General features: G+C 34.6%; 14 protein-coding genes and 1 tRNA gene. 8 read left to right on the top strand and 7 right to left on the bottom strand.

Features of this window, described 5'->3' with window-relative positions:
* Positions 1-38: 38 nt before the first annotated feature.
* The 4 genes from bioB to BIW12_RS05425 form a co-directional block, all read right to left on the bottom strand.
* The gene (bioB, locus tag BIW12_RS05440) at positions 39-1,124 is read right to left on the bottom strand and encodes a biotin synthase BioB (RefSeq protein WP_071184166.1); all 1,086 of its coding nucleotides are present in this window, start codon (positions 1,122-1,124) and stop codon (positions 39-41) included.
* Between the two features lie 261 nt (positions 1,125-1,385).
* Positions 1,386-1,826, bottom strand: coding sequence for a hypothetical protein (locus BIW12_RS05435; protein ID WP_071184165.1), 441 nt, complete (start codon positions 1,824-1,826; stop codon positions 1,386-1,388).
* An 82-nt stretch (positions 1,827-1,908) separates the two neighbouring features.
* On the bottom strand, positions 1,909-2,346 hold the full coding sequence (locus BIW12_RS05430; protein WP_071184164.1) for a hypothetical protein: 438 nt from the start codon (positions 2,344-2,346) through the stop codon (positions 1,909-1,911).
* A 104-nt stretch (positions 2,347-2,450) separates the two neighbouring features.
* Positions 2,451-3,389, bottom strand: coding sequence for a bifunctional riboflavin kinase/FAD synthetase (locus tag BIW12_RS05425; RefSeq protein ID WP_071184163.1), 939 nt, complete (start codon positions 3,387-3,389; stop codon positions 2,451-2,453).
* Between the two features lie 212 nt (positions 3,390-3,601).
* Here BIW12_RS05425 and BIW12_RS05420 point away from each other — a divergent pair, with 212 nt between their 5' ends.
* Positions 3,602-6,292, top strand: coding sequence for a reprolysin-like metallopeptidase (locus BIW12_RS05420; RefSeq protein WP_071184162.1), 2,691 nt, complete (start codon positions 3,602-3,604; stop codon positions 6,290-6,292).
* A 51-nt stretch (positions 6,293-6,343) separates the two neighbouring features.
* Here the strand turns inward: BIW12_RS05420 and pth are convergent, their stop codons facing one another.
* The 3 genes from pth to BIW12_RS05405 form a co-directional block, all read right to left on the bottom strand.
* Positions 6,344-6,970, bottom strand: a complete 627-nt coding sequence (pth, locus tag BIW12_RS05415; RefSeq protein ID WP_071184161.1) for an aminoacyl-tRNA hydrolase — start codon at positions 6,968-6,970, stop codon at positions 6,344-6,346.
* Between the two features lie 157 nt (positions 6,971-7,127).
* Complete coding sequence (locus BIW12_RS05410) at positions 7,128-7,736, bottom strand: 50S ribosomal protein L25/general stress protein Ctc (protein ID WP_071184160.1); 609 nt, start codon at positions 7,734-7,736, stop codon at positions 7,128-7,130.
* Positions 7,737-7,875: 139 nt separating this feature from the next.
* Entirely contained in the window at positions 7,876-8,817 is a 942-nt protein-coding gene (locus BIW12_RS05405) for a ribose-phosphate pyrophosphokinase (RefSeq protein WP_071184159.1), read from the bottom strand.
* 288 nt (positions 8,818-9,105) lie between these two features.
* Here BIW12_RS05405 and BIW12_RS05400 point away from each other — a divergent pair.
* The 7 genes from BIW12_RS05400 to BIW12_RS05370 all read left to right on the top strand — a co-directional run bounded on the left by BIW12_RS05400 (position 9,106) and on the right by BIW12_RS05370 (position 25,144).
* Positions 9,106-9,185, top strand: a tRNA-Leu gene (locus tag BIW12_RS05400).
* A 517-nt stretch (positions 9,186-9,702) separates the two neighbouring features.
* On the top strand, positions 9,703-12,822 hold the full coding sequence (locus BIW12_RS05395) for a glycoside hydrolase family 2 TIM barrel-domain containing protein (RefSeq protein WP_071184158.1): 3,120 nt from the start codon (positions 9,703-9,705) through the stop codon (positions 12,820-12,822).
* 198 nt (positions 12,823-13,020) lie between these two features.
* The gene (locus tag BIW12_RS05390) at positions 13,021-17,091 is read left to right on the top strand and encodes a hybrid sensor histidine kinase/response regulator transcription factor (RefSeq protein ID WP_071184157.1); all 4,071 of its coding nucleotides are present in this window, start codon (positions 13,021-13,023) and stop codon (positions 17,089-17,091) included.
* A gap of 67 nt (positions 17,092-17,158) precedes the next feature.
* Positions 17,159-18,307, top strand: coding sequence for a glycoside hydrolase family 88/105 protein (locus BIW12_RS05385; RefSeq protein WP_083382052.1), 1,149 nt, complete (start codon positions 17,159-17,161; stop codon positions 18,305-18,307).
* A 396-nt stretch (positions 18,308-18,703) separates the two neighbouring features.
* The gene (locus BIW12_RS05380) at positions 18,704-21,919 is read left to right on the top strand and encodes a SusC/RagA family TonB-linked outer membrane protein (protein WP_083382051.1); all 3,216 of its coding nucleotides are present in this window, start codon (positions 18,704-18,706) and stop codon (positions 21,917-21,919) included.
* Between the two features lie 37 nt (positions 21,920-21,956).
* Positions 21,957-23,927: a RagB/SusD family nutrient uptake outer membrane protein gene (locus tag BIW12_RS05375; RefSeq protein WP_083382050.1), complete on the top strand. Its 1,971-nt coding sequence runs from the start codon at positions 21,957-21,959 to the stop codon at positions 23,925-23,927.
* A gap of 20 nt (positions 23,928-23,947) precedes the next feature.
* On the top strand, positions 23,948-25,144 hold the full coding sequence (locus BIW12_RS05370; RefSeq protein ID WP_071186158.1) for a DUF4959 domain-containing protein: 1,197 nt from the start codon (positions 23,948-23,950) through the stop codon (positions 25,142-25,144).
* The last annotated feature ends 3 nt before the right edge of the window (positions 25,145-25,147 follow it).

Genomic DNA, 25,147 nt, shown 5'->3' with positions numbered 1-25,147 from the left:
TTTGAGTCTAATGGATTTTTTTATGTTTTAAAAAGAATTTATTTTCCTTTAATAGATGCTTCTACGTTACGCTCAATTGTGTGTCCTGGACGCGACCATTTTGGTTTTTCGCCCAGAGGAGCAAATTGAGAATCGGCGGCTTCAACTGTTTTTGGTTGGGAAACCTTAGTAAATGGTTTTTGAGGATTCAAACCTAACATTTCAAACATTTTCATGTCTTCGTTAACATCAGGATTAGGAGTTGTTAGTAATTTGTCACCAGCAAAGATTGAATTGGCTCCTGCAAAAAAGCACATTGCCTGTCCTTCGCGACTCATATTCGTTCTTCCTGCTGATAAACGTACCTGAGTTTCCGGCATTACAATACGAGTAGTAGCTACCATACGAATCATTTCCCAAATTTCAACCGGTTTTTCTTCTTCCATCGGAGTTCCTTCAACAGCAACTAAGGCATTAATTGGCACCGATTCCGGTTGTGGGTTTAAGGTAGAAAGTGCAACGAGCATACCTGCACGGTCTTCGATACTTTCGCCCATTCCGATAATTCCTCCGCTACAAACAGTAACATTGGTTTTGCGAACATTTTCTATAGTTTCTAAACGATCTTCAAATCCTCTTGTCGAAATTACTTCTTTGTAATATTCTTCAGAAGTATCAAGGTTATGGTTGTAAGCATAAAGTCCGGCTTCGGCCAGACGTTGTGCTTGGTTTTCGGTAATCATACCCAGTGTGCAACAAACTTCCATATCCAGTTTATTAATGGTACGAACCATTTCTAAAACCTGATCAAATTCAGGGCCGTCTTTTACGTTTCTCCAGGCTGCTCCCATACATACACGGGATGAACCCGATTCTTTAGCGCGTAAAGCCTGTGCTTTTACCTGATTAACTGACATTAAATCGTTTCCTTCAACACCAGTGTGGTAACGAGCCGCCTGAGGGCAGTAGCCACAATCTTCCGGACAACCTCCTGTTTTTATAGATAATAAAGTAGATACCTGAACCACATTTGGGTCGTGGTGTTCTCTATGAATAGATGCTGCTTCAAATAGCAAATCCATCATAGGTTTATTATATATGGCGATAATTTCTTCTTTTGTCCAATCGTGTTTTGTAATACTCATTGTATTGTTTTTTTGATGGCTCAAAAGTAGTCAAATTGTTCAAAATGGCAATGCAATAGCTTTAAAAAGCAGCGTATTCGTTTTAAAAAGTTGGACACAGATTACACTAATTGTTGCTGATTCTTATCAAAATTGAAATTGAATGACACGAATTCCAATCTGTTTTAATGATTCGTGTAATTGCTTCGCCTATTTGTCTATTGGCTATAGCTTAGGTCGTGGCAGAAAATTTTAAATTTGAATATCTTGTTTGAAAAGGAATTAATCGGTTAAAAATCGATTGTTCCAATACAGCATTAATAAAAGAGTGACAATTATTGATGAAGCGATTCCTTCAAACAATAAGGATATAGAATAGGCATCAATTGAAGGGTTGCCCCCAAAGAGAAATGTTGCCGATAAAGATTGCACAAAGGCATCTCCGCCTTGTAAATAACTGTAAATAACAAGTCCGATGATGCTTAAAATAACCCCAACTACTGAGGTAGATATGGCAGAAACAGCATTTGAAACAAATTGATTCTTGCCTTCCTGAAGGTTCATTTGAATGGTTCTGTTGACTCCGTAAAACACAAAACAGATGTTTAATAAGCGCAAATAAAATAAGTCGGCCAGACCGAATGCTTCCATAAGCAAAAAGTAAATGCTGATAGTTATGAAAATAATAAACCCGTTGGTGATTTCTTTAGGTGGTGGTTTCATTTTGGTTGTATTAAAATTATAGCATTGATTATGTTTGTTTTATAAATTCAGCACGTTTTAATGCTGAATTTGGGTTACAATTTTAGTCTGACGGATATTTTTTCTTCCAATATAACATTAAAGAAAACGTTACAATCACCGCCGAAACGATTCCTTCAAAAAGTAGAGAAATGTTATAAGTCATTACAGAAGGGCTTCCTACAAACAATAATGATTCGGATAATGTTTGAATATAAGAATCTCCTCCTTTAGAATAGATATAGGCTACTAAGCCCATTATGCTTAAAAGCACACCTGTTAATGCAGTTAGTAATGCCGAAATAGCATTGTCAGCAAAGTCGGTTTTTCCTTCAACAAAATTAGATTTTAAGGTTTTATTGACACCGTAATAGATAAATACGATATTAAAAAGTCTTAAAAAAAATTGATTAGAAAGGTGTAAAACCTCCATTAATACAAAATAAAGAGCAATACCTATAAAAATAATAACTCCGTTGTATAATTCTTTTGGCAGTTTCATACGCTTGATTTTTTAAGGTTAAAAAATAATTGTTTGATATACAGGGTATTGTCTATCAAATTTACGTAAAAAACAGGAGTTTATTTAATAAAATTCAGGTTTTTTTATTTGGTTTGCAGTTCTTTGATATAAGAAAGTGTTTGGATTTTATCTTTCTCAATTTGTTCTTTCAGTAAGCTTATGGAATCAAATTTTTCTTCTCCCCGAATGCGTTTTAGAATCGAAACGCTAATTTTTTGGTCATACAAATTGTCTTCAAAGTCAAGGTAGTGGACTTCTACCGACAGATGTTTGCCGTCAACAGTAGGATTATGGCCTATATTCATCATGCCATATACTTTTTGCCCGTTGATTAGGCTGCTTACGATATAAACTCCTTTGGAGGGAATCAATTTGTAATCTTCGTCAATCTTTAAATTGGCTGTTGGAAAACCAATGGTTCTTCCCAGTTGTTTTCCTTTGCTGACTGTTCCGGTTAAAATATATTCATAGCCCAGGTATTTGTTAGCCAAAAGCATATTTCCTTCCTGAATGGCGTTTCTTATTTTAGTCGAACTTACCGAGATGTCGTTAATTTCCTGTGCCGATATTTGTTCTACTTCAAAGTTGTATTTTTTACCAAATTCAATCAAATTGTTGATGTCAGCGGTTCTGTTTCTTCCAAAACGGTGGTCGTAACCAATGATTATTTTGTGAATTTTAAATTGTTCAACCAATACTGTTTTTACAAAATCTTCGGCGGTTAATCTTGAAAAACTTTCGTCAAAAGGATGGATAACAAGGTTTTGTATTCCTAATTGTTCCAGTAAATTTACTTTTTCAGAAATAGTATTGAGTAATTTTATTTCTGAACGTTCCTGTAAAATCATTCTGGGATGCGGGAAAAAGGTTAAAACAGTGCTTTCGTATTTTTCGTCCAGAGTGTTTTGAATTACTTTTTCCAGTATTTTTTTATGTCCAATATGAACCCCGTCAAAGGTGCCTAAAGTAAGGATGGTTTTTTTTGGGGAACTGAAATCTTTTATAGAATGAAAAATCTTCAAAGCAATTATTTTATAGTAGTGCAAATTTATGTTATCTAATTTGAATTTTAAGGTATGGCTAATCTATTTTTTGAAGTATTTGGGTTGATTCTAACAAAATAGCAAATAATATGCAATAAAATCAATTGGTTTTAGGACTTTAATTAAAACCAATTTGTTGAATAATTTTTGATTAAAATGCTTTATTTTTGAGACTTAAATATTAGCTAGTCATGAAAATAAATAGTCTATTGGTGTTTCTTTTATTGTGGATTTCGGTTGTTCATGCTCAGGATAAGGAACCCTGGAAAAGAATCAATTCTTCAGCAACTACGGCTACAGCTAAATTGTTAGGAAAATTAGAACCTAAAGATGTTGTTTTATTTCAGCTTGACGAAGCAGTTTTAAAAGCGAAACTTAAGCAACTACAGGACAAAGCGCTTTCAAAAACTTCGATGCAAATTACTGTTCCGAATGCTCAAGGAGTTTTGGAACAATTTAGCATTCATGAAGATTCTAATTTCGAAGCCGAACTTCAGGCAAAATATCCCGATATTCGTTCGTATTCAGGAAAAGGTATTACTGATCCTACGGCGGTTTTAAATTTCAGTATGTCTCCATTAGGAATGCAAACCATGATTAGCAGAAAAGGGAATCAAGTAGAATTTATTGAAAAAGACACCGAAAATAATGATGTGTATGTGGTTTTTGATTCTAAAAGTAAATTGAAAGAGCAGCTGCCTTTTAGTTGTACTACTGAAGAAGAATTGGTATTGACCCAAAAAATAAGTAATCAAACGGCTAAATTAGTGTCGAGTGATAAGAAATTCAGAACTTTAAAATTGGCGTTATCCTGTACAGGTGAGTATGCTAAATTTCATAGTGGCAGTGCTAGTCCTACTGTAGCAATAGCCTTGGCGGCAATGAATAATACAATGACCAGAGTGAATGGTATTTTTACCAGAGATTTGGCGGTAAAATTACTTTTGGTAGCCAATAATAATCTCGTTATTTATACTGATGCTACTACTGATCCTTATTCGGCATCAGATGTAGGTGTGGGTGATGAAGATACTGAAGGGCTTTGGGGGCCGGAATTGCAGAATAATTTAACAACTGTTATTGGTAGCGCAAATTATGATATTGGTCATTTGTTTGGTGATAGTGGCGGCGGTGGAAATGCCGGTTGTATAGGCTGTGTTTGCGAAGCCGGAAAAGGAAGTGCCTATACTTCGCCTTCGAATAATATTCCCAGAGGCGATGCTTTTGATATTGATTTTGTAGCTCATGAAATGGGACATCAATTAGGAGCAAATCATACTTTTTCTCATAAAATAGAAGGAAGTGGAGTAAGTGTAGAACCTGGAAGTGGCTCTACTATAATGGGTTATGCAGGAATTACAACCGATTATGATGTAGAACAACGTTCGGATGATTATTTTTCTTTTGTGAGTATTAGTCAAATTCAGGGTAATTTAGCAACAAAGAGCTGTCCGATAGTTACAACCATTAGTGCTAGTGAACCTGTGGTTAATGCCGGTGCCGATTATACGATACCTAAAGGAACGGCCTTTGTATTAAAAGGAACGGGAGGCTCATCGAAGGCTTTAACTTATACCTGGGAACAAAATGATTCGGCTACATCAGCAGAGGGTGATGCAAGTGTTGCTTTGAGTACAAAGACTAATGGGCCTCTATTTCGATCTCTTCCTCCTGTAAGTACAACGGTTAGGTATATGCCAAGTTTTGAAAATGTTTTAGCCGGAAGATTAAGGAGCCGATGGGAGTCGGTTTCAGATGTAGCCCGAACACTTAATTTTGTGATTACAGCCAGAGATAATGCTGCCGAAGGATTGGCGCAAACTGTTTCAGATGAAATGATTGTGAATGTAAGTGGTACGGCAGGACCATTTGAGGTGACTTCTCAAAATATCGATAATTTAAGCTGGTTTCAGGATACCAATCAAACGATTAGTTGGAATGTTAATGGGACTAATTCATTAGCGGGTGCTTCCAGGGTAAATATCAAACTTTCTACGGATAATGGGGTTACTTTTTCTACCGTTTTGGCTTCTAATGTTGCTAATGATGGATCCGAAACGATTACTGTTCCTAATGTTTCTTCCCGATTTTGTAGAATTTTGATTGAACCAACAGATAATATTTTTTACGCAGTCAATAGTAAAGCATTTGCAATAGGCTATCTGGTGGAGTCTGATTGTCAGACTTATAATTTTGAAACATCATTTCCTTATGCTATTCCGGAGCAGGGTAATTTTGCTAATATTAATGTTACTGTTCCTTCTTCGGATATTTTTGTTTCTGATGTCAATGTCAATGTGGATATTTCGCATACCTATTTTTCCGATGTTCAAATGGAGTTAAGGAGTCCGCAGGCTACAGCTGTCAAATTGCTTTATAACGGTTGTGGAACTAATGATAGTAGTTTAAAAATTAATTTTGACGATGCCGGAGGTGATTTAGTTTGTGGGAATACCGTTTTGCAAAGTGTTGCTCCTTTGGGTGTTTTGGGTGTTTTTAATGGCGAAAGTTCTCAAGGAGTGTGGTCGTTGCGTATTCGTGATATTTTTACCAATGATACCGGTTTTTTGAATGCTGCTTCGGTTACAATTTGTATGCAGAACTATACCTTAGTACCTTATGAAGAAATAAACAAGGATTTAATAGTGAGTTCGATGGATAATGATGAAAATTTCAATGTAAAATACATTAGTACGACTTCTAATGATATTGAAATATTAGTCTATGATACTTCGGGCAGAAGGTTGTTTGATGAAAAATTCCAAAACAACGGTGGTTTTGATCAGGATATTAAATTGCAAAATAAACCACAATCAGGAGTTTATTTTGTGACCTTGTTAGATGGTAAAATTAAAAAGACGGCTAAAATTATAATAAAATAAGGCACTTGTTTAAAATTGAAAAAGGCTGGAGAGAAAATTTCCAGCCTTTTTTTATTTTCCGTTAAATGTTGTCATGGTATTTTCTAAGCCGGCTGTTCCAAAAGATTTAATGATTTCGGAAGCTATTTCTAAACGCTCCGGTAGTGCTTCTTTTTCCTGGTCGTTCCATTCGCCCAGTACATAATCTACTTGTCTTCCTTTTTTGAATTCGTCACTGATTCCAAAACGAAAACGAGTGTATTGATTGGTATTTAGAACTAAATTGATGTTTTTTAATCCGTTGTGACCGCCATCGCTGCCTTTAGGTTTGATGCGGATGGTTCCAAAAGACAGGTTTAAGTCGTCAGTAATGACAAATATATTTTCCAGTGGGATGTTTTCTTTTTCCATCCAATATTGTACGGCTTTGCCGCTTAAATTCATATAAGTATTGGGTTTTAAAAGAAAAAAGCTTCTTCCTTTGAATTTGTATTCGGCTAGTGAGCCTAATTTCACCGTTTGGAAGTCAAGGCTTTCTTTTTTGGCTAAATAATCCAATACTTTAAATCCAATATTGTGGCGTGTGTTTACGTATTCGGCACCTATATTTCCTAGTCCTACGATTAGAAATTTCTTCATATAATCTGTTTTGTCTGCTGTTTTTGTTGGTGAAAACAACTGGTTGATCCATTTTAACATGCTGCAAAAATAACTATAAATTTCAATTACAAGGTTCAAATGTCAATTTCAATAATTAACTTATTTTACATTGCAATTGATTTTGTGTTATTGACATTTGTTTCAAAAAAAAAGCACCAACCTTTCGATTGATGCTTTTTGTATAAGTGAAAAAAAATTATTTTTTCTTTCCTTTTGCAGGAGCTTTTGCTGCTTTTGCTGCTTCTTGAGCTGCTTTCATAGCCGCACGAGACATCTTCACTTGGCAAATAACTGTGTTATCTGGGTGCATGATTTTGAAGTCTGGAGTAGGTACTTTAGTAACATATAATTTGTTACCCATGTCAAGAGGAGTGATGTCAGCTTCAACGAAATCCGGTAGATTTTTTGGTAAAGCTTTAACTTTTAATTTACGGTTGTTGATACGTAAATCTCCACCTGCCATAACTCCTTTAGAGTTACCAATAATTTTTACAGGAACTTCAATAGTGATTTCTTTGTTGTCATACAATTGAAAAAAGTCAATGTGTAAGATTTTGTCAGAAACTGGGTGAACCTGGATGTCTTGTAAAATTGCATTGAATGATTTTCCTTCTAATTCGATCACAACTGTGTGAGCGTTTGGAGTGTAAACCAAGTTTTTGAATGCTTTTTCTTCTGCTGAAAAATGAACTGGTTGATCTCCTCCGTATAACACGCAAGGAACCGCTCCAGCATTACGTAAGGCTTTAGTAGCAACTTTGCCCACGCTTTCTCTTTCTGATCCTTTAATTGTAATCGATTTCATTTTAAATATTTATATAGTTATTAATTAAACTCTTTTTTTAAGTCCTTAGCTGTTAGTCCCAAGTCCTTATTTTGGACTCTGGTTCATAGTCTGATTCTTAGCTATTAGACTAAGGACTATGTGCTAAGTACTTTTTTAGTTACATGATAAACTTTCCACTAATGGAATTGTTGTTTTGCACCATTTGCATTACTTCGGCAAAAAGTGGTGCGCAGCTTACAACTTTAATTTTGTTTGATGCTTTCTTTAAAGGAATAGAATCGGTAACGATTAATTCGCTTAACTTTGAATTCTCTATTTTTTCGTAAGCTCCTCCAGACAAAATAGCGTGAGTGCAAATAGCTCTTACGCTTAATGCTCCTCTTTCCATCATTAAGTCGGCTGCTTTTGCTAATGTTCCTCCTGTGTCAATCATGTCGTCAACAAGGATAACATTGCGGCCTCTTACTTCGCCGATTAATTCCATAGTATCGATAATGTTGGCTGCTTTACGTTGTTTGTAGCAAATAACAACATCTGATTCTAAGAATTTTGAATAAGCATAAGCTCTTTTGGAACCTCCCATATCCGGAGAAGCAATTGTTAGGTTATCTAACTTAAGGCTTTCTACGTATGGTAAGAATATTGTTGAAGCAAAAAGGTGATCAACCGGTTTTTCAAAGAACCCTTGGATTTGATCTGCGTGTAAATCCATGGTCATGATTCTGGTTGCTCCGGCTGCTTCCAGCATTTTAGCAATTAGTTTTGCTCCAATTGGAACCCTTGGTTTGTCTTTTCTGTCTTGTCTTGCCCAGCCAAAGTAGGGCATAACAGCGGTAATGTGTCTGGCCGATGCACGTTTAGCAGCATCAATCATTAATAATAACTCCATTAAATTATCCGTGTTAGGGAAAGTAGAGCAAACAATAAATACGCGTAAACCTCTGATGGACTCTTCGTAAGAAGGTTGAAATTCACCGTCACTATAATGTGACATAGAAACTTTACCTAATGGAATGCCGTATGCTTCGGAAATTTTTTCAGCTAGATAGACACTTTGTGAACAAGCAAAAATTTTAGCTTCTGGTTCTTTTTGTGACATTTAATTTGTTGTTTTTATTCCGTTGCGCTCCATACAGCCTTGGCTTTGTCTTTTTTTAAAGCCAGATTATGTATAAATGCCTCGGGTGGAGTTAGTTAGTATATGCTGTTTTAACGAGCTGCAAATTTAGAAAATTAATTTGACTGTGAAAGTAAAATTTTAAGATTTTTTCTTAGAATGTTTAAGAATATTTTTTACATTTGCACCGTGTTAAAGAAAAGACATTTGGTCTAAGGATTAAATTTTCTTTATTGCGTTGAGATAATTGTTATTATCTCTGTCTGCTAAGCCCGGATGGCGGAATTGGTAGACGCGCTGGTCTCAAACACCTGTGGGAAACCGTGCCGGTTCGACTCCGGCTCCGGGTACAAAAGCCTCTTCGAAAGAAGAGGCTTTTTTTGTTTAAAACTGTATTTTGAAAAAGAATTAATCCTAACGCTTGTGGATTTCAAAATGTCAGTTTTTATATAGAAGCGTTTCGAAAAAAGTGTTTTTTTTAGTTTTTGCCTTTTTATAATTAATTCAAAAAAAGTTATGATAATTGCTTTAAATAGCTCTGATTAATGATTAATTTTTTAGATTAAAAGTTCTATTTGCTCTTGTACTTCTCGTGAGATATAAATAATATAAAATGTAATTAATTCGATATTCTGTATTTAAAAAGCGGTTTTTTTATTGTTTTTACTAATTTACCCCTTTTATTGTGCCAAATTAGCCCTCATGTCTTTTGTGGGGTTGTATAAATTTGTAATCTGGATTTTTGTCATTCCTTATTTTAGCTGACTGTTTTTATTTTGGTTAATATTAGGATGGTTTTTTTAATGTGTTTTTAGGCTATTTTGGAATGACAATTTTCTATTTTATTTAAGAATCAAAAATAGTTAGATGAAAAAGGTTTTTTTAGCAGTTGTTTTGCTTTTAGGTGTACAGATTAATTTTGCCCAAACTAACGAATGGGAGAATCCTCAAATACTGGACAGAGGAAAAGAGGCAGGGAGAAGTTCTTTTCTTTTGTATAGTAATGCGGAAGAATTAAAAGAAAATAATCCTCAAAAATCAGTATTGTATCAAAGTTTAAACGGACTTTGGAAGTTTGATATTGTAAAAAATCCAACACAAAGACCGCAGGATTTCTTCGCAACCGATTTGGATGTTTCAAAATGGAAAGAGATTGCTGTGCCTTCAAACTGGGAAATGAAAGGTTTTGATATTCCTATTTATACTAATATTACCTATCCTTTTCCTAAAAATCCGCCTTTTATAGGTGGCGATTACAATCCTGTGGCAAGTTACCGTCGTAATTTCACGGTTGCTGATTCCTGGAAAGGCAAAGAAATCATCCTTCATTTTGGTTCTATTACGGGTTATGCCCGAGTGTTTTTGAACGGAAAAGAAGTAGGAATGACAAAGGCTTCTAAAACTCCGGCCGAGTTTAATATTACTTCTTTTTTGAAAAAAGGAGACAATTTAATTGCAGTACAAGTATTTCGTTGGCATGATGGAAGTTATCTGGAAGATCAGGATTTTTGGAGATTAAGTGGTATTGAGCGTGATGTGTATTTACAGGCAATGCCAAAAACTACTGTTTGGGATTATTTTGTGAAAAGTGATTTAGACAATCAATATAAAAACGGAATTTTTAATCTGGATGTTACTTTAAAATCTTTCGAAAATAATAAGATAAAAAATCCTGCTGTTAAAGTAGAATTGTTTGACAATGATGGTAAAGTTGTTTTCTCGGAAACTAAAAAAATAGGTTCGAAAGAATTAAAAATTAGTTTTCAAAAAACAATAGAAAACGTAAAGCAATGGAATGCTGAAACGCCCAATTTGTACCGATATACAATCACTTTACTGGATAATAAAGGAAAGGTGTTAGAAATTATTTCTAAAAAAACAGGTTTTAGAAAAGTAGAAATCAAAAACGCTCAATTGTTGGTTAATGGCAAAGCGATTTTAGTAAAAGGAGTGAATATTCACGAGCATGATGATGTAAACGGACATGTGCCTAACAAGGATTTAATGATAAAAGACCTTCAGTTAATGAAGCAATACAATATCAATTCAATTCGTATGTGTCATTATCCACATGATACTCATTTTTATGATTTGTGTGATGAGTATGGATTTTATGTAGTTGATGAAGCTAATATAGAAACGCATGGGATGGGAGCCGAATGGCAAAATTGGTTTGATCAGAAAAAACATCCGGCTTATTTGCCGGAATGGGTGCCGGCACATTTAGACCGTGTCAAAAGAATGTTTGCTTTCGATAAAAATCATCCTTCGATTATTATCTGGTCTTTAGGAAATGAATGTGGAAATGGTCCTGTTTTTTATGATGCTTACGACTGGTTGAAACAGGTGGATTCTTCGCGACCAGTTCAGTTTGAACAAGCCGGCGAGAATAAAAATACTGATATTGTGTGTCCAATGTATCCAAGTATTAAAAGCATGAAAACTTATGCTGAAGCCGATAAAAAACGTCCGTATATTATGTGTGAATACTCACATGCTATGGGGAATAGTAGCGGGAATTTCCAGAAATATTGGGATATTATTCATGGTAGCAAACACATGCAAGGAGGTTTTATCTGGGACTGGGTTGATCAGGGAATGAAAACCAAAAATGAAAAGGGAGTAGAATTCTGGGCTTACGGGGGTGATTTAGGAGGAGCTAAATTACATAATGATGAAAATTTCTGTGCTAATGGATTAGTTTCGGCTAACAGAATTCCGCACCCGGGTTTGTTAGAAGTTAAAAAAGTGTATCAGGACATTCAATTTCAATTGAAAAATGAAAAGGATTTAGTGGTTAAAAATTATTTCAATTTCACCAATCTTTCTGATTATAATTTTAAATGGGAATTGATTAAAGATGGGCAGAAAGTAAAAGAAGCTACATTCAATTTGGATGTAAATCCTGAAGAAACTAAAGAATTTCATTTGGATTTAGGAGCTTTGGATTCTAATTCAGAGTACTATGTAAATGTGTTTGCTTTTTCAAAATACGATGCTCCTTTGGTTGCAAAAGGGCATGAAGTTGCCAGAGCACAATTTGCAATCGGTAAAGGAAATTATTTTCAAAATACTGTTGCAGTTTCTAAAAGTCCGGCTAAATTGAAGTATTCTGAAAAAAATAAAGTGCTTTCTTTTGAAACAGAAAACGTTAGCGGAGCATTTGATTTGCAAAAAGGAGAAATTGTGAAATATGCCTTGAAAAGTGATGCGAATACTATGATTTCTAATTTTCCAACACCTTATTTCTGGCGAGCTCCAACGGATAATGATTTTGGAAGTGGTATGCAAAATAAACTGGTTGTTTGGAGGGAAGCTCATAAAAATCCAACGGTGGTAAGTATTGATTTGGATAAAAAATCTACCGAAGGATTGTTGATTAAAGTGGTTTACAAATTGGCTCAGGTTGAAGTGCCTTATACGGTGAATTATCTGATTCAAAATGATGGAAAAATAAAGCTTACAGCGTCAATTGATATGACAGGGAAAGATTTGCCTGAGTTGCCTCGTTTTGGAATGCGTTTAAAATTAAACGGAGTTTATGATAATTTGAATTTTTACGGAAGAGGCCCTTGGGAAAATTATTCTGATAGAAATACGGCTTCGTTTATGGGAACTTATTCGGATAAGGTGATTAATCAATATACCAGAAATTATATTCGTCCACAGGAATCAGGATATAAAACCGATGTTCGCTGGTTGATATTGAAAAATGATAAGGGGCAAGGATTGAAAATTGAAGGAATTCAGCCTATTGGTTTTAGTGCATTGAATATCCCAACAGAAGATTTAGATCCCGGAAAGCGTAAATCGCAGCGTCATCCTTCTGATTTAGATTTGAATTCTAAGGAAGCAGTTTACCTGCATTTGGATTATAAGCAAAGAGGTGTGGGTGGCGATGATAGCTGGGGAAGTTTGCCGCATGATGAGTATCGATTATTGGATAAAAAATATACTTATTCGTATATAATTTCATTAGTTAATTAATTTAGTGGTTTTTTTTGTGTTTATTTAGAGAACCTATGATATTTATTCATAGGTTTTTCTACTTTTAGGGTTTAAACCACCGCTCTTTTTTTAACGCTGATGTAAAGGATGTTTGAGCGAACCCTAAATTTGAATAAAAAAATATTCCTAACCAACTAACCAAAGTGTATTTTGATAAATAGAGTGCTACTGTTTTTAATGCTTTTAATCTCTTTTACGATTAATTCGCAGCGTGTACCTAAGTTCCTTGTTTCAGGTTATAGCCAGGAAAAGTATGACATTGGATACATTGGTATTGAAAATGGATTGGCTAATAATGCGGTAACTTCCGTTTATAAGGACAAGAGAGGTTTCATGTGGTTTGGAACGTATGATGGGATTAGTAGGTTTGACGGTTATGGTTTTTCCAATTACAGAAATGAACCGAATGATGCCAATTCGTTAATTAATAACAGAGTTGTTAGTATCTGTGGAACACAAAATGAGATTTGGGTTGGTACAAAAACAGGTTTGAGTGTTTATAGTTATTTCACTAACCGGTTCAGTGCGAGGTATTGTGTGAATCCTAAAACGGGTAAAAATGAGTTAATAAGTATTGCAATCAATGCAATTAAAGATTATAAAAGCAAAATATATATTGCCAGCGCAGGTAGAGGTTTGCTTTGTTATTCGGATAAGGATAAGAAAATTATCCAGATTCCACTTTATATAAACGGTAAATTACAATGGGATTATCATCTTCAAGGAATTGATTTTGATAAATCAGGGAGATTATGGGGGTTTATTCAGGGTGCAGGACTTGTAACGATGGAGTTAAACGCAAAAAAAATTACTGTAGTTTATCCGGATGTTTTGAGTGGAGGTTGTGTTTTTTATGATGGATTTTCAAATGTTTGGGTAGCAATTGATGGAGGTTTGTTAAAATACAATACGTTTGATAAAACGCATCGAATTTATACCAATCAGGAAATTAGATATCCTATAGCTGATTTAATGTATAAACCCGATTCGAAAGAACTTTGGATTGCTACTAATGGTAATGGTATTGTAAAATACAATTTTACTTCGGATTCTTTTTCGTTATTAAGTGCAAGTTTGAAGAATGAAAAGTTAAATAGTAATGCTATTTCGTCTTTGTATTTTGATAGTGAAAATCGGGTTTGGATTGGTACTTTAAGAGGAGGTGTCAACAGGTTTGAAAATAAAAAAAGTCCTTTTTCGACCGTTTCTAAAAATGAAAAAACAAGCAATACTTTGCCAAGTGATTTTATCTTGTCGTTGTGTGAACAGGATAGCAATCATCTATGGATAGGAACTGATGGTGGCGGAGCCAGTTTGTGGGACAGAAAGAATAATGTTTTTACTAATTATTCTTATAATCCAAGTGACTCTAATTCGTTGGCAAATAATTTTGTTTCGACAATTGTAAAAGATGCCAAAGGAATCTGGTTTGGCTCTTATGGAGGAGGAGTTTGTCTATTTAATTCTCAGACCCAAAGTTTTAAAAGATATCAGCTTTTTAATCTGAAATATAATATTATCCAAAAAAACATCTGGGTACTTTTTCATAGTAAAGACGGAGTTTTGTGGGCAGGTTCTCCGGATGAAGAGGGATTGTACCGTTATAATGCAACTATTGATCAATTTGATTTTGTAGATGCAAAAATTAGCGGAATCATTTCGATGACACAGGATTTTCAGGAAAATCTTTGGTTAGGAAATTTTACAAAATTAATTAAACTCAATCCAAAGACATTGAAGCGTCAGGAAATTGAGATTAAATATCCTGTGCGATCCATTGTTTCCATTTCTAATACCAAAATGCTTGTAGGTACTGAGGGAGGCGGTTTAATGATTTTTAATCCCCAAACTTTGGAGAGAAAATTTTTAACCCAGGCTGATGGAATTCCAAATAATTCGGTTCTAAATATAATTCGGGATAAACGGGGAGTCTATTGGTGTAGTACTTATAATGGTATTTTTGTATACAACGCTGCTAACGGAAAAATAACCAGTTACCATGATGCTGACGGACTTCAAAGCAATCAGTTTAATTACAATGCGGCACTCAAGCTTTCTACGGGGGAAATCGTTTTCGGAGGAATTAAGGGATTTAATATTATTGATACCAAAATAAATGCACAAATTCATGCTTTCCCCAAACTGGTAATTACTTCGATAAAAGTAAATAACAAGGCTATAGAGGAATCGGGCGTAACCACTTTTGGAATTGATGAGCTAAAACTTCCGTATGATGAGTCGATGCTGAATATAGAATTCGCAGCATTAGAGTACAGTTTGCCTGAGAAAATATCTTATGCTTATTTTCTGGAAGGTTGGGATTCGCAATGGCATTATGTCGATAATATAAGAAGTGCCAACTATTCAAGATTAACAGAGGGCGATTATACTTTAAAAATTAAATCTACAAATGCAGAGGGAATTTGGAATTCTAAAATCATTTCGTTGCCCATCACTGTATTGCCACCTTGGTACAGAAGTTCTTTTGCTTATTTCCTTTATTTGTTAGCTATTGCTTTTGTGATTTATGTAGTTGATAAATACCAAAGAAAGCAGGCTCAATTAAAGTATGAGGTGCAGCTTTCACAGAATTTAGCCAAACAGGAGAAGGAATTGAACGAAAAAAAGCTAACTTTTTTTACCAATATTTCTCATGAATTTCGGTCTCCTTTGACAATGATTATCAATCCACTGAAAGATATTATTTATGGCGATAAGCAGCAAATAGATTCCGGAGCTATAGAAATGGTGTATAGCAATTCCCGAAGATTATTGAGTTTAGTAGATCAGTTGTTGCTTTTTAGAAAAACCGAAACCGAGACCGGAAAACTCAAAATTGCTAAAATTGATATTGTTGAATTGGCTAAAGAGGTTTTTAGCTGTTTTGTACATCATGCCAAAACTAAAAAAATAGACTATAGCTTTAGTATTTCTGAAGAATCAGTATTTGTTTATGCCGATCGGGAAAAGATAGAAATGGCTTTGTTTAATTTGATTTCGAATGCCTTAAAATTTACCGAAAAAGAAAATGGTGCGGTTGCGGTTCAGCTGCGTTGTGTGGCTAATGAGGTTGTTATAAACGTAGTTGATAACGGTGAAGGAGTTCCGGATGCTGATAAAGACAAAATATTCAATCTGTTTTATCAATCGAATAAAAACATTAAAAACAATCGAAAAGGATTTGGTATCGGACTTTATTTGGTAAAACAATTTGTTAATCAGCACCACGGAAGGGTGAGTTGTGCAGATAATGAAAATGGCGGAGCTACTTTTGAAATTAGATTGCTTTTAGGAAAAGAACATTTTGGCGATATTGAAATACGGGAAGATTTAAGTGACAGAACTTTGTTTTTAGAAGAATTTCTACAGGACAAAACATTAGAGGAAGATGTTTTAGAAGATAATCAAGAATCTGAAATTACAGAAGACTTAATAAAAGATGCCAAAAGCATTTTAGTTGTGGACGATAATCCTCAAATAAGAAATTATCTGAAGAAAATATTAGCACCTAAATACAGTGTTACTGCTGCCGAAAGTGCCGAAAAAGCATTGGAAATAATTAGAAAAGTGCAGCCGGATTTAATTATTTCGGATGTGGTAATGGGCGATATGAATGGTGTGGCTTTTTGTAAACATGTCAAATCTGATGAGGAGTTAAAACACATCCCGATAATATTGCTTACCGGAGGAACTTCGGAAGAGGTGAAACTGAAAGGTGCCGAAGTAGGTGCTGACGATTATATTACAAAACCATTTGATAATGATTATTTGTTGGCGCGAATTAACGGGATACTTAGCCGACGTGATAGTGAACAGAATTATTTGCTTAATTCTGTTACTAAAAATGTTGTAAGTTCAAAAATATCCGATGAGGATAAGAAGTTGATTGATAGAATTGTTGAGGTGATTGATGCTAATTTAGATCAAGAAAATTTCAATGTGCAGGATTTGGCTCTTGAGTTAGGGATGAGTCATTCATTGGTTTATAAGAAAATCAAAAAAATTACTGGTAAGTCGGTTTCAGAATTCACAAGAAGTGTGCGTTTAAGAAAAGTGGCTACTTTGTTAATTACAACCGATTTGCAGATAAGTCAGGCAGCTTCATTGGCGGGTTTTGGTGATATTAAATATTTTAGAAAACAATTCCAGCAGTTTTATGATATGAATCCTTCGGAATTCAAAAAGAAGTATCAAAATGTAAAAGATAATAAGTATATATTGAATGAGAGTTTCTGGAAATCAACTTGATCTTTTTCTTGCAAATTTATACATTGACTGATTGAAAATAATAAAATAATAATCTAATCTATAACCAATGAATTTTAAAAAAACACTTTTGGTGCTGATGACCGCTTTAGCAGTTGTTAGTTGTAAAAGTACCGCAGTAAAACAAGGAGTAACTATAAAGCAATCTAAAAAAGAAGTAATTGCTATTATTGATAAAGTAAACAGTCATTGGCAGGATTCCCACCCGGAATTAGGTAACGCTTTCTGGAATGTTGCTGCTTATCATACCGGAAATATGGAAGCTTATAAAGTAACTAAAAACAAAAAATATCTGGATTATTCTATGGCTTGGGCTGAGAAAAACCAATGGATGGGAGCTAAATCTACAAATAAATCCGAATGGAAATACAATTATGGAGAAACCGATAAGCATGTTTTGTTTGGCGATTGGCAAATTTGTTTTCAAACTTATATTGATTTGTATAATTATACAGGAAAAAAAGATGCTCATAAAATTGCCCGAGCCCGTGAGGTGATGGAATATCAAATGAGTACCGCAGCTAATGATTACTGGTGGTGGGTTGATGGATTGTATATGGTAATGCCGGTTATGACCAAGTTGTATAAGTTAACGGGGAATGAATTGTATCTTGAAAAGTTGCATGAGTATTTAACTTATGCTAATAGTATTATGTATGACGATGAGGCAAAATTATATTTCCGCGATGCAAAATATGTTTACCCAAAACATAAAAGTGCCAATGGAAAGAAAGACTTTTGGGCCAGAGGAGACGGATGGATTTTTGCAGGCTACGCCAAAATTATTCAGGATTTACCAAAGAATGCCAAACACAGACAAGAATACATCAATCGCTTTAAAGATATGGCTAAGTCATTGGCAGCAGCCCAACAAAAAGAAGGTTATTGGACCAGAAGTATCTTAGATACAGAACATGCACCGGGACCGGAAACTAGCGGAACGGCATTTTTTACTTATGGTTATTTATGGGGAATTAATAACGGAATTTTAGATAAAGCAACCTATTTGCCTGTAGTGGAGAAATCATGGAATTATTTAACTCATTTTGCTCTTCAAGCAGACGGTACAGTTGGCTATGTTCAGCCGATAGGCGAAAAAGCCATCCCGGGTCAAGTTGTCGATAAAAACTCCACTGCTGATTTTGGTGTAGGTGCTTTTTTATTAGCAGCTTCAGAGATGTCCCGTTTTGTGAAATGATTTGATTTTAAATAGTCTAAAAAAGCGGTCTCGTTTCAAATGAAATGAGGCCGCTTTTCTTTAACTTTTATTTGGGATTAGAATGACTCATAGGTGATTTTTTTCTATTTAGGCGACTTCTTAATTAATTGATTATTGCGTAAAATTATTCTTGTTTTTTTATTGTAGATGTAAAAAAAAGCTGTTTTTAATTGTAAAATACTAATTTACCCCTTTTTTAATGTGGTATTTACCCCCTCTGTAAGCATTCTGTTCCATTAGATTTGTAATGTGAATTATATGTTAATATTAGATGAATTATTCTTTAATAGATTTCTAAGAACGATAATGATTTACACACTAACAAACTATTAATTAACCAAAAAATTACAAGCAAACATGACAAAATTTATTAGGATGAAAAAGGTTCCTGATTGTGCATCTGGATTTGATTTGAGAAAGAAACTCACATTGTTTTGTGTATTGGCTTCTTTTTCACAGGTGCAGGCGTATGCGATTAATTATGCAAGTGAAACAGGACTTCAAAAAGTGCAACAACAACAAAAAAGTATCAGCGGACAAATTAATGATGAAAATGGGATGCCGCTTCCTGGAGCAACCGTTTCGATAAGAGATACTAAAATAGGGACTATAACCGATTTTGACGGGAAGTTTACTTTGAAGCTAGATGCTAATTCAAAGATTTTAGTAATTAGTTCTATTGGTTATCAAACACAAGAATTGCCTATAGGTAATAAAACGGATTTTAAAGTTTCATTAAAACCAAGTTCAGAAGGATTAGAAGAGGTAGTTGTTGTGGGATTTGGAACTCAAAAGAAAGAAAGTTTAGTAAGTGCCATTACTACCATTCCGGTTGGAGAAATTAAAGGACCTTCAAGTAACTTAACGACAATGATGGCGGGAAGGGTATCAGGGATGATTGCTTATCAAAGAAGCGGAGAACCAGGTGCTGATAATTCTGATTTCTTTATTCGTGGTTTAGGGTCTTTCGGAGCAGGAAAAGTAAATCCGTTAATTTTGATTGATGGAGTTGAATCTTCAACTACAGATATGGCACGCTTACAGCCAGACGATATCGAAGCTTTTTCAGTTTTGAAAGATGCTTCGGCAGCCGCTATCTATGGAGCTCGTGGTGCAAATGGAGTAGTATTGATTACTACTAAATCAGGTAAGGCCGGTAAATTGAAATTTAGATTTCGTCAAGAAAATAAGCTGTCTAGTAATACCAAAAATTTCAAATTTGCAGATAATATAACGTATATGAATTTGGCTAATGAGGCTGTTTTAACCCGCAACCCTATTGGTGTTTTGCCATATTCCCAAGTTAAAATAGATAGAACTGCTGCCGGCGCTGATCCTATTTTATACCCTAATAATAACTGGATTGATCAATTAATAAAAGATTATACTTTTAACCAAGGATATAATTTGAGTGTTAGCGGAGGTAGCGATAATACACAATATTATGTGGCAAGTACTTATAATATTGATAATGGAGTGTTGAAAGTGGATAACTTGAATAATTTTAATAATAATATTAAATTAAGAAATTATTCCTTTAGATCTAATGTTAATATTAAGCTGACTCCTACTACAGAAGGGATTATTAGGTTTTATGGTCAGTTTGATGATTATACAGGTCCTATTGGTGGAGGAACGGGATTGTTTAATAGAGCAATTTGGTCTAATCCGGTAGCTTTTCCAGCGGTTTATCCATCTAAATATTTACCTTATATTGACCATCCTTTATTTGGTGGAGCTGTTGCAGGTTATGGAAGTACTACCTTATTAACGAATCCTTATGCAGAAATGGTAAGAGGATATCAAGTAAGTAAAGCTTCTACGATTCAGACTCAATTGGAATTGAAACAAGATCTTAAAGGAATCACTCCGGGTTTAAGTGCAAGAGCTATGGGGTATGTTAGAAGATATTCTTTCTATAATCTTTCAAGACAGTACAATCCTTTTTATTACAATGCCACAATTAATCCGGATACTGATGAGGTATTTTTAAACTTGTTAAATCCTGGAGGTGAAGGTTCTATTGGTATTCCAGGTAGAGAATATCTGGATTATAACGAAGGGCTTAAAAATCTTAGAGCAGAAATTTATTTTCAAACTGTTGTTAATTATAATAGAACCTTTAATGAGAAACATGATGTTGGGGGAATGTTAATTAACATTTTGCAAAATTTTGAGTCAGGTAATCCAGGAGGCCTTCAGTCTTCATTGCCTTCCAGAAACTTTGGACTTTCAGGGCGTTTTACTTATGCTTATGATAAGAGATATTTAGCTGAATTTAATTTTGGATATAATGGTTCGGAACGTTTTGCTAAAAATAATCGATATGGATTCTTCCCTTCATTAGCATTAGGATATGTAGTTTCTAATGAAAAGTTTTTTGAACCCTTACTTGATGTAGTGAGTAATTTAAAATTCAGAGCCAGTTATGGATGGGTTGGTAATGATCAAATAGGGAATCCAAATGATAGGTTCTTTTATTTATCTGAGGTTAACTTGAATAATGGTACATACGGAGCTAGTTTTGGAGATTTGAATGGTTATTACCGTAACGGTGTTTCCATTTCAAGATATGCTAACGATAAAATTAGTTGGGAACGTTCCAAACAAATCAATATTGGAATGGATTTGAAGTTATTTAATTCTATTGATATTGTAGTAGATGCATTTATGCAGACTCGTTCTAATATTTTACAAACTCGTTCTAATATTGGTTCTACTTTAGGGCTTGCTGTAACACCTGCAACCAATTTTGGAGCAGCAGAAAGTAAAGGTCTGGATATGTCTATCAATTATAATAAGCATTTTGGTGATGATTGGTTTGTAAACTTAAGAGGGAACTTAACTTACGCTACAAGTAAAATATTAAAATATGATGAGAATTATTATCCGCCGGAATTGGATTATTTGTATCGAAAAGGAAATTCGATTGCCCAAAATTATGGGTACATAGCCGAAAGGTTATTTGTTGATGATCAGGAAGCAGCCAATTCGCCAAGACAATTTGGAGTTTACGGAGGGGGAGATATAAAATATAGAGATGTAAATGGTGATGGAGTAATTTCTGCATTAGACAGGGTGCCGATTGGGTATCCAACATCACCGGAAATTATTTATGGTTTTGGTGGGACACTGGGTTATAAAAAGTTTGATTTAAGCTTGTTTTTCCAAGGTTCAGCACGTTCCTCATTCTTTATTAATCCGCAAAATATTTCTCCTTTTGTTACTAATGGAGGAGCTCAAAATGGATTGTTAAAAGTAGTTGCTGATGATCATTGGTCTGAAGATAACAGAAACTTATATGCTTTTTGGCCAAGATTGAGTGATACATTCATTGAAAATAATAATCAAACATCAACATGGTGGATGAGAAACGGAGCGTTCTTAAGGCTTAAAAGTGTTGAGCTAGGTTATAATGTATCTAAAGAATTTTTAGATAAGTTTAAAATTTCAAGCTTGAGATTGTATGCTAATACAATGAATCCTGTAGTATTTAGTCAATTTAAATTATGGGATCCTGAAATGGGAGGTAATGGTTTAGGGTATCCTATTCAGTCAACCTATAATTTTGGAATATTACTTGATTTGTAATGTGTGAATATGATAAAGGCATAAAAAAATAATAATCATGAAAGAAAATAACACAATAATAAATAGATTAAGAAAATCTATTATACCAATAGCATCATCATTTATCACCTTGTTTGCTGTAGGTGCATGTTCAAGCGATTTTTTGGATGTGATACCAGATAATGTGGCAACTATCGATAATGCTTTTAAGCTAAGAAACGAAGCGGAGAAATATTTATTTACTTGTTACTCTTACCTTCCAAAAGATGGGAGTATCTATCACAATCCTGCATTTTTAGGTGGAGATGAAATGTGGATTCCTTATAAAACGTCTATTACCAGTGATGTGTTTGAAATAGCAAGAGGTAGTCAAAGAAGAGCGAATCCTTATTTTAATGTATGGGATGGGAATTATTCAGGAGGTGGTCCTGGTGATAATTATAAATTGTTTATAGGGATACGTCACTGTAATATCTTTTTAGAAAATGTTACCGATGAATCAAAAGTTCCAGATTTAACAGCAGTTGAAAGACAACGATGGATTGGAGAAGTAGAGTTTTTAAAAGCATATTATCATTTTTATTTATTGAGAATGTATGGGCCTATTCCTCTTATGAAAACGAACATTGCCATTGATGCTCCAGAAGATCAAATTAATGTTAAAAGACAGCCTGTTGACGAATGTGTGTCTTATATTGCTGAATTATTGGATATGGCAACGGAAAAATTGCCTGAGGATAATACGCTTGTTCCAACAACAGAAGCCGGAAGAATAACTAAGACTATTGCTTTAAGTGTTAAGGCTAAATTATTGTTAATGGCCGCGAGTCCATTATTTAACGGGAATAATGATTTTTCAAGTTTAGTAAACAAGGATGGTACTCCTTTATTCAATGCAACTTATGATGCTAATAAATGGGAATTAGCTGCTGATGCTGCTTTAGCTGCAATTGAATCTGCAGAAACTAATGGTAAAAGTTTATATGTTTTTCCACAATCTCCATTTGCACTTACGCCAGAAACCATGACTCAAATGAGTATTCGTCAGGCGGTGTGTGAAAGATGGAATTCCGAGATTATTTGGGGGAATTCTAATAGTCAGACTTCAGATATACAGAGGTTAGCGATGCCTCCGTTAGATCCGGCACACAATCATAATGATGCCAGAAAAATTTTATCTCCACCAATTAAAATGGCCAGAATGTTTTATTCTAAAAATGGAGTGCCAATTAATGAAGATAAAACATTAGACTTTTCAAATGATACTCAATTAAGAGTTGCAACAAATGCTGAGCGTTTTAATATCAAAGAAGGTTTTGTTACCGCAAGAATTAATTTTGACAGAGAATCTCGTTTTTATGCGGATTTATCTTTTGATGGTGGGGTGTGGTACAAATACGACAGCCCTTCTAAATCAGATGATGGAACGGTGTGGGGATTGAAAGGTAAGTTTGGTGATCCAGCTGGAGCTTCGCATTCATTCCACATGAATGTTACGGGTTATTTTGTAAAGAAATTAGTGGATTGGAATCAGATTACTTATACAACTGGAGGTTCGTTCTATAAAGGATATGCCTGGCCTGAAATACGTTTAGCAGATTTATATTTAATGTATGCAGAAGCATTAAATGAGTCAGAAGGACCTTCTGCAACAGTGTATGAGTATTTAGATCGTGTTAGAGAAAGAGCAGGATTAGCAGGAGTGGTAGAATCTTGGGCTAACTTTTCTGCAATACCAACTAAGCCTTCTACACAAGCAGGACTTAGAGAAATTATTCAAAGAGAACGATTAATTGAGTTAGCATTTGAAGGACATCGTTTTTGGGATTTGAGAAGATGGAAATTAGCTGCTCAAAATTTAAATGCTCCAATTACAGGTTGGAATGTAAAAGGTACTGATCAAACATCTTATTATCAGGAAGTAACAGTGTCGCAGCAACAGTTTATTGCTCCTAGAGATTATTTCTGGCCAATACCTGAAGGAGCAATGATTCAGAATCCAAACTTAGTTCAAAATTTAGGATGGTAATTTTAAAAAAAGATTTAGTTATGAATTGGAAAATAGTAAATAGAAGCATTTTTGCAACAATGATAACTTTGTTTATTATCAGTTGTGATCAAAATAATTTAGAGCCTTTAGAACATAATTCGACACCTCCAGGAGAGGTTGAGAATGTTACTGTGGAGAATTTACCAGGAAAGGCTAAATTAACGTATAGCTTGCCATCTGATCAGGATTTATTGTATGTGAAAGCAGAATATACTCTTGCTACTGGAAGGAAAATGGAAGTCAAATCTTCGTATTACAATAATACACTTACGGTAGAAGGATTTGCAGATACTGATGAACATGATGTTAAATTGTATGCTGTGAATAGGAGTGAAACTGTTTCTAAACCGGTTGTCGTGAAAATCAAACCATTAGAAGCAGCAATATGGGATGTTTATAGAAGTATTCAAACAGGTTCAGCTTTTGGAGGTATTTATGTTACCGGTAGTAATCTTACGCGTGAGAATCTTTCAATCCTGGTTATGCAAAAAGATGTGAAAGGGGATTGGGTTGTTAATCCCAGAAGTATATATACTTCTACTAATGTAATTAATAAGACTATAAGAGGATTCTTGTCTGTTGAGCAAGATTTTGCTATTACAGTTAGAGATAGATGGTTAAATACTACAGATACTATATTTACAAGTATAACTCCATTAGAAGAATTCACCTTACCTAAATCTGGATACAAGCATTTTCCATTACCTGGCGATACAAAAACACATCCAACAGCAATTCCAGCAGGTATGTGGGATGGAAACATTATGGACTGGCCAAAAGTATTTTTGACAGATGGTGCTGTACCAGGTCAGCACGTTGTAACAATTGATACTGGTGTATTGAAAAGGATGAGTCGTATGGTTATTTGGGATTATCCGGAATATTATAATGGAAGAACGTATTATTATACCGGAAACTTAAAGGAGTTTGAAATTTGGGGTTCAGCAAATCCTAATCCAGATGGAAGTTTAGATGGGACATGGGTTAAGCTAGGTACTTATAATGCAACCAAACCTTCAGGTCTTCCATTTGGAGAACAAACCGCAGAGGATTACAATACCGCTGTGGCTGGATTCAGTTGGGATTTCGATGCTACAGCACCTCCAATAAGATATCTGAGAATTGTTTCTATTAAAAACTGGGGAGGAATTGGAACTATGGCAATTGGTGAGATTCAGGTTTATGGTGCTAATTAATTT

Source organism: Flavobacterium commune (assembly GCF_001857965.1).
Taxonomy (GTDB): Bacteria; Bacteroidota; Bacteroidia; order Flavobacteriales; family Flavobacteriaceae; genus Flavobacterium; species Flavobacterium commune.
The sequence above is the reverse complement of the archived record's forward strand: the minus strand, read 5'-3'. Positions and strand labels throughout refer to the sequence as shown.

Coding starts and splice junctions, on each gene's coding strand:
- BIW12_RS05420 (WP_071184162.1), top strand. CDS start 3,602: ATGAAAATAAATAGTCTATTGGTGTTTCTTTTATTGTGGATTTCGGTT.
- BIW12_RS05375 (WP_083382050.1), top strand. CDS start 21,957: ATGAAAGAAAATAACACAATAATAAATAGATTAAGAAAATCTATTATA.
- BIW12_RS05410 (WP_071184160.1), bottom strand. CDS start 7,736: ATGAAATCGATTACAATTAAAGGATCAGAAAGAGAAAGCGTGGGCAAA.
- BIW12_RS05405 (WP_071184159.1), bottom strand. CDS start 8,817: ATGTCACAAAAAGAACCAGAAGCTAAAATTTTTGCTTGTTCACAAAGT.
- BIW12_RS05435 (WP_071184165.1), bottom strand. CDS start 1,826: ATGAAACCACCACCTAAAGAAATCACCAACGGGTTTATTATTTTCATA.
- BIW12_RS05390 (WP_071184157.1), top strand. CDS start 13,021: ATGCTTTTAATCTCTTTTACGATTAATTCGCAGCGTGTACCTAAGTTC.
- pth (WP_071184161.1), bottom strand. CDS start 6,970: ATGTTAAAATGGATCAACCAGTTGTTTTCACCAACAAAAACAGCAGAC.
- BIW12_RS05380 (WP_083382051.1), top strand. CDS start 18,704: ATGAAAAAGGTTCCTGATTGTGCATCTGGATTTGATTTGAGAAAGAAA.
- BIW12_RS05370 (WP_071186158.1), top strand. CDS start 23,948: ATGAATTGGAAAATAGTAAATAGAAGCATTTTTGCAACAATGATAACT.
- BIW12_RS05395 (WP_071184158.1), top strand. CDS start 9,703: ATGAAAAAGGTTTTTTTAGCAGTTGTTTTGCTTTTAGGTGTACAGATT.
- BIW12_RS05430 (WP_071184164.1), bottom strand. CDS start 2,346: ATGAAACTGCCAAAAGAATTATACAACGGAGTTATTATTTTTATAGGT.
- BIW12_RS05385 (WP_083382052.1), top strand. CDS start 17,159: ATGAATTTTAAAAAAACACTTTTGGTGCTGATGACCGCTTTAGCAGTT.
- bioB (WP_071184166.1), bottom strand. CDS start 1,124: ATGAGTATTACAAAACACGATTGGACAAAAGAAGAAATTATCGCCATA.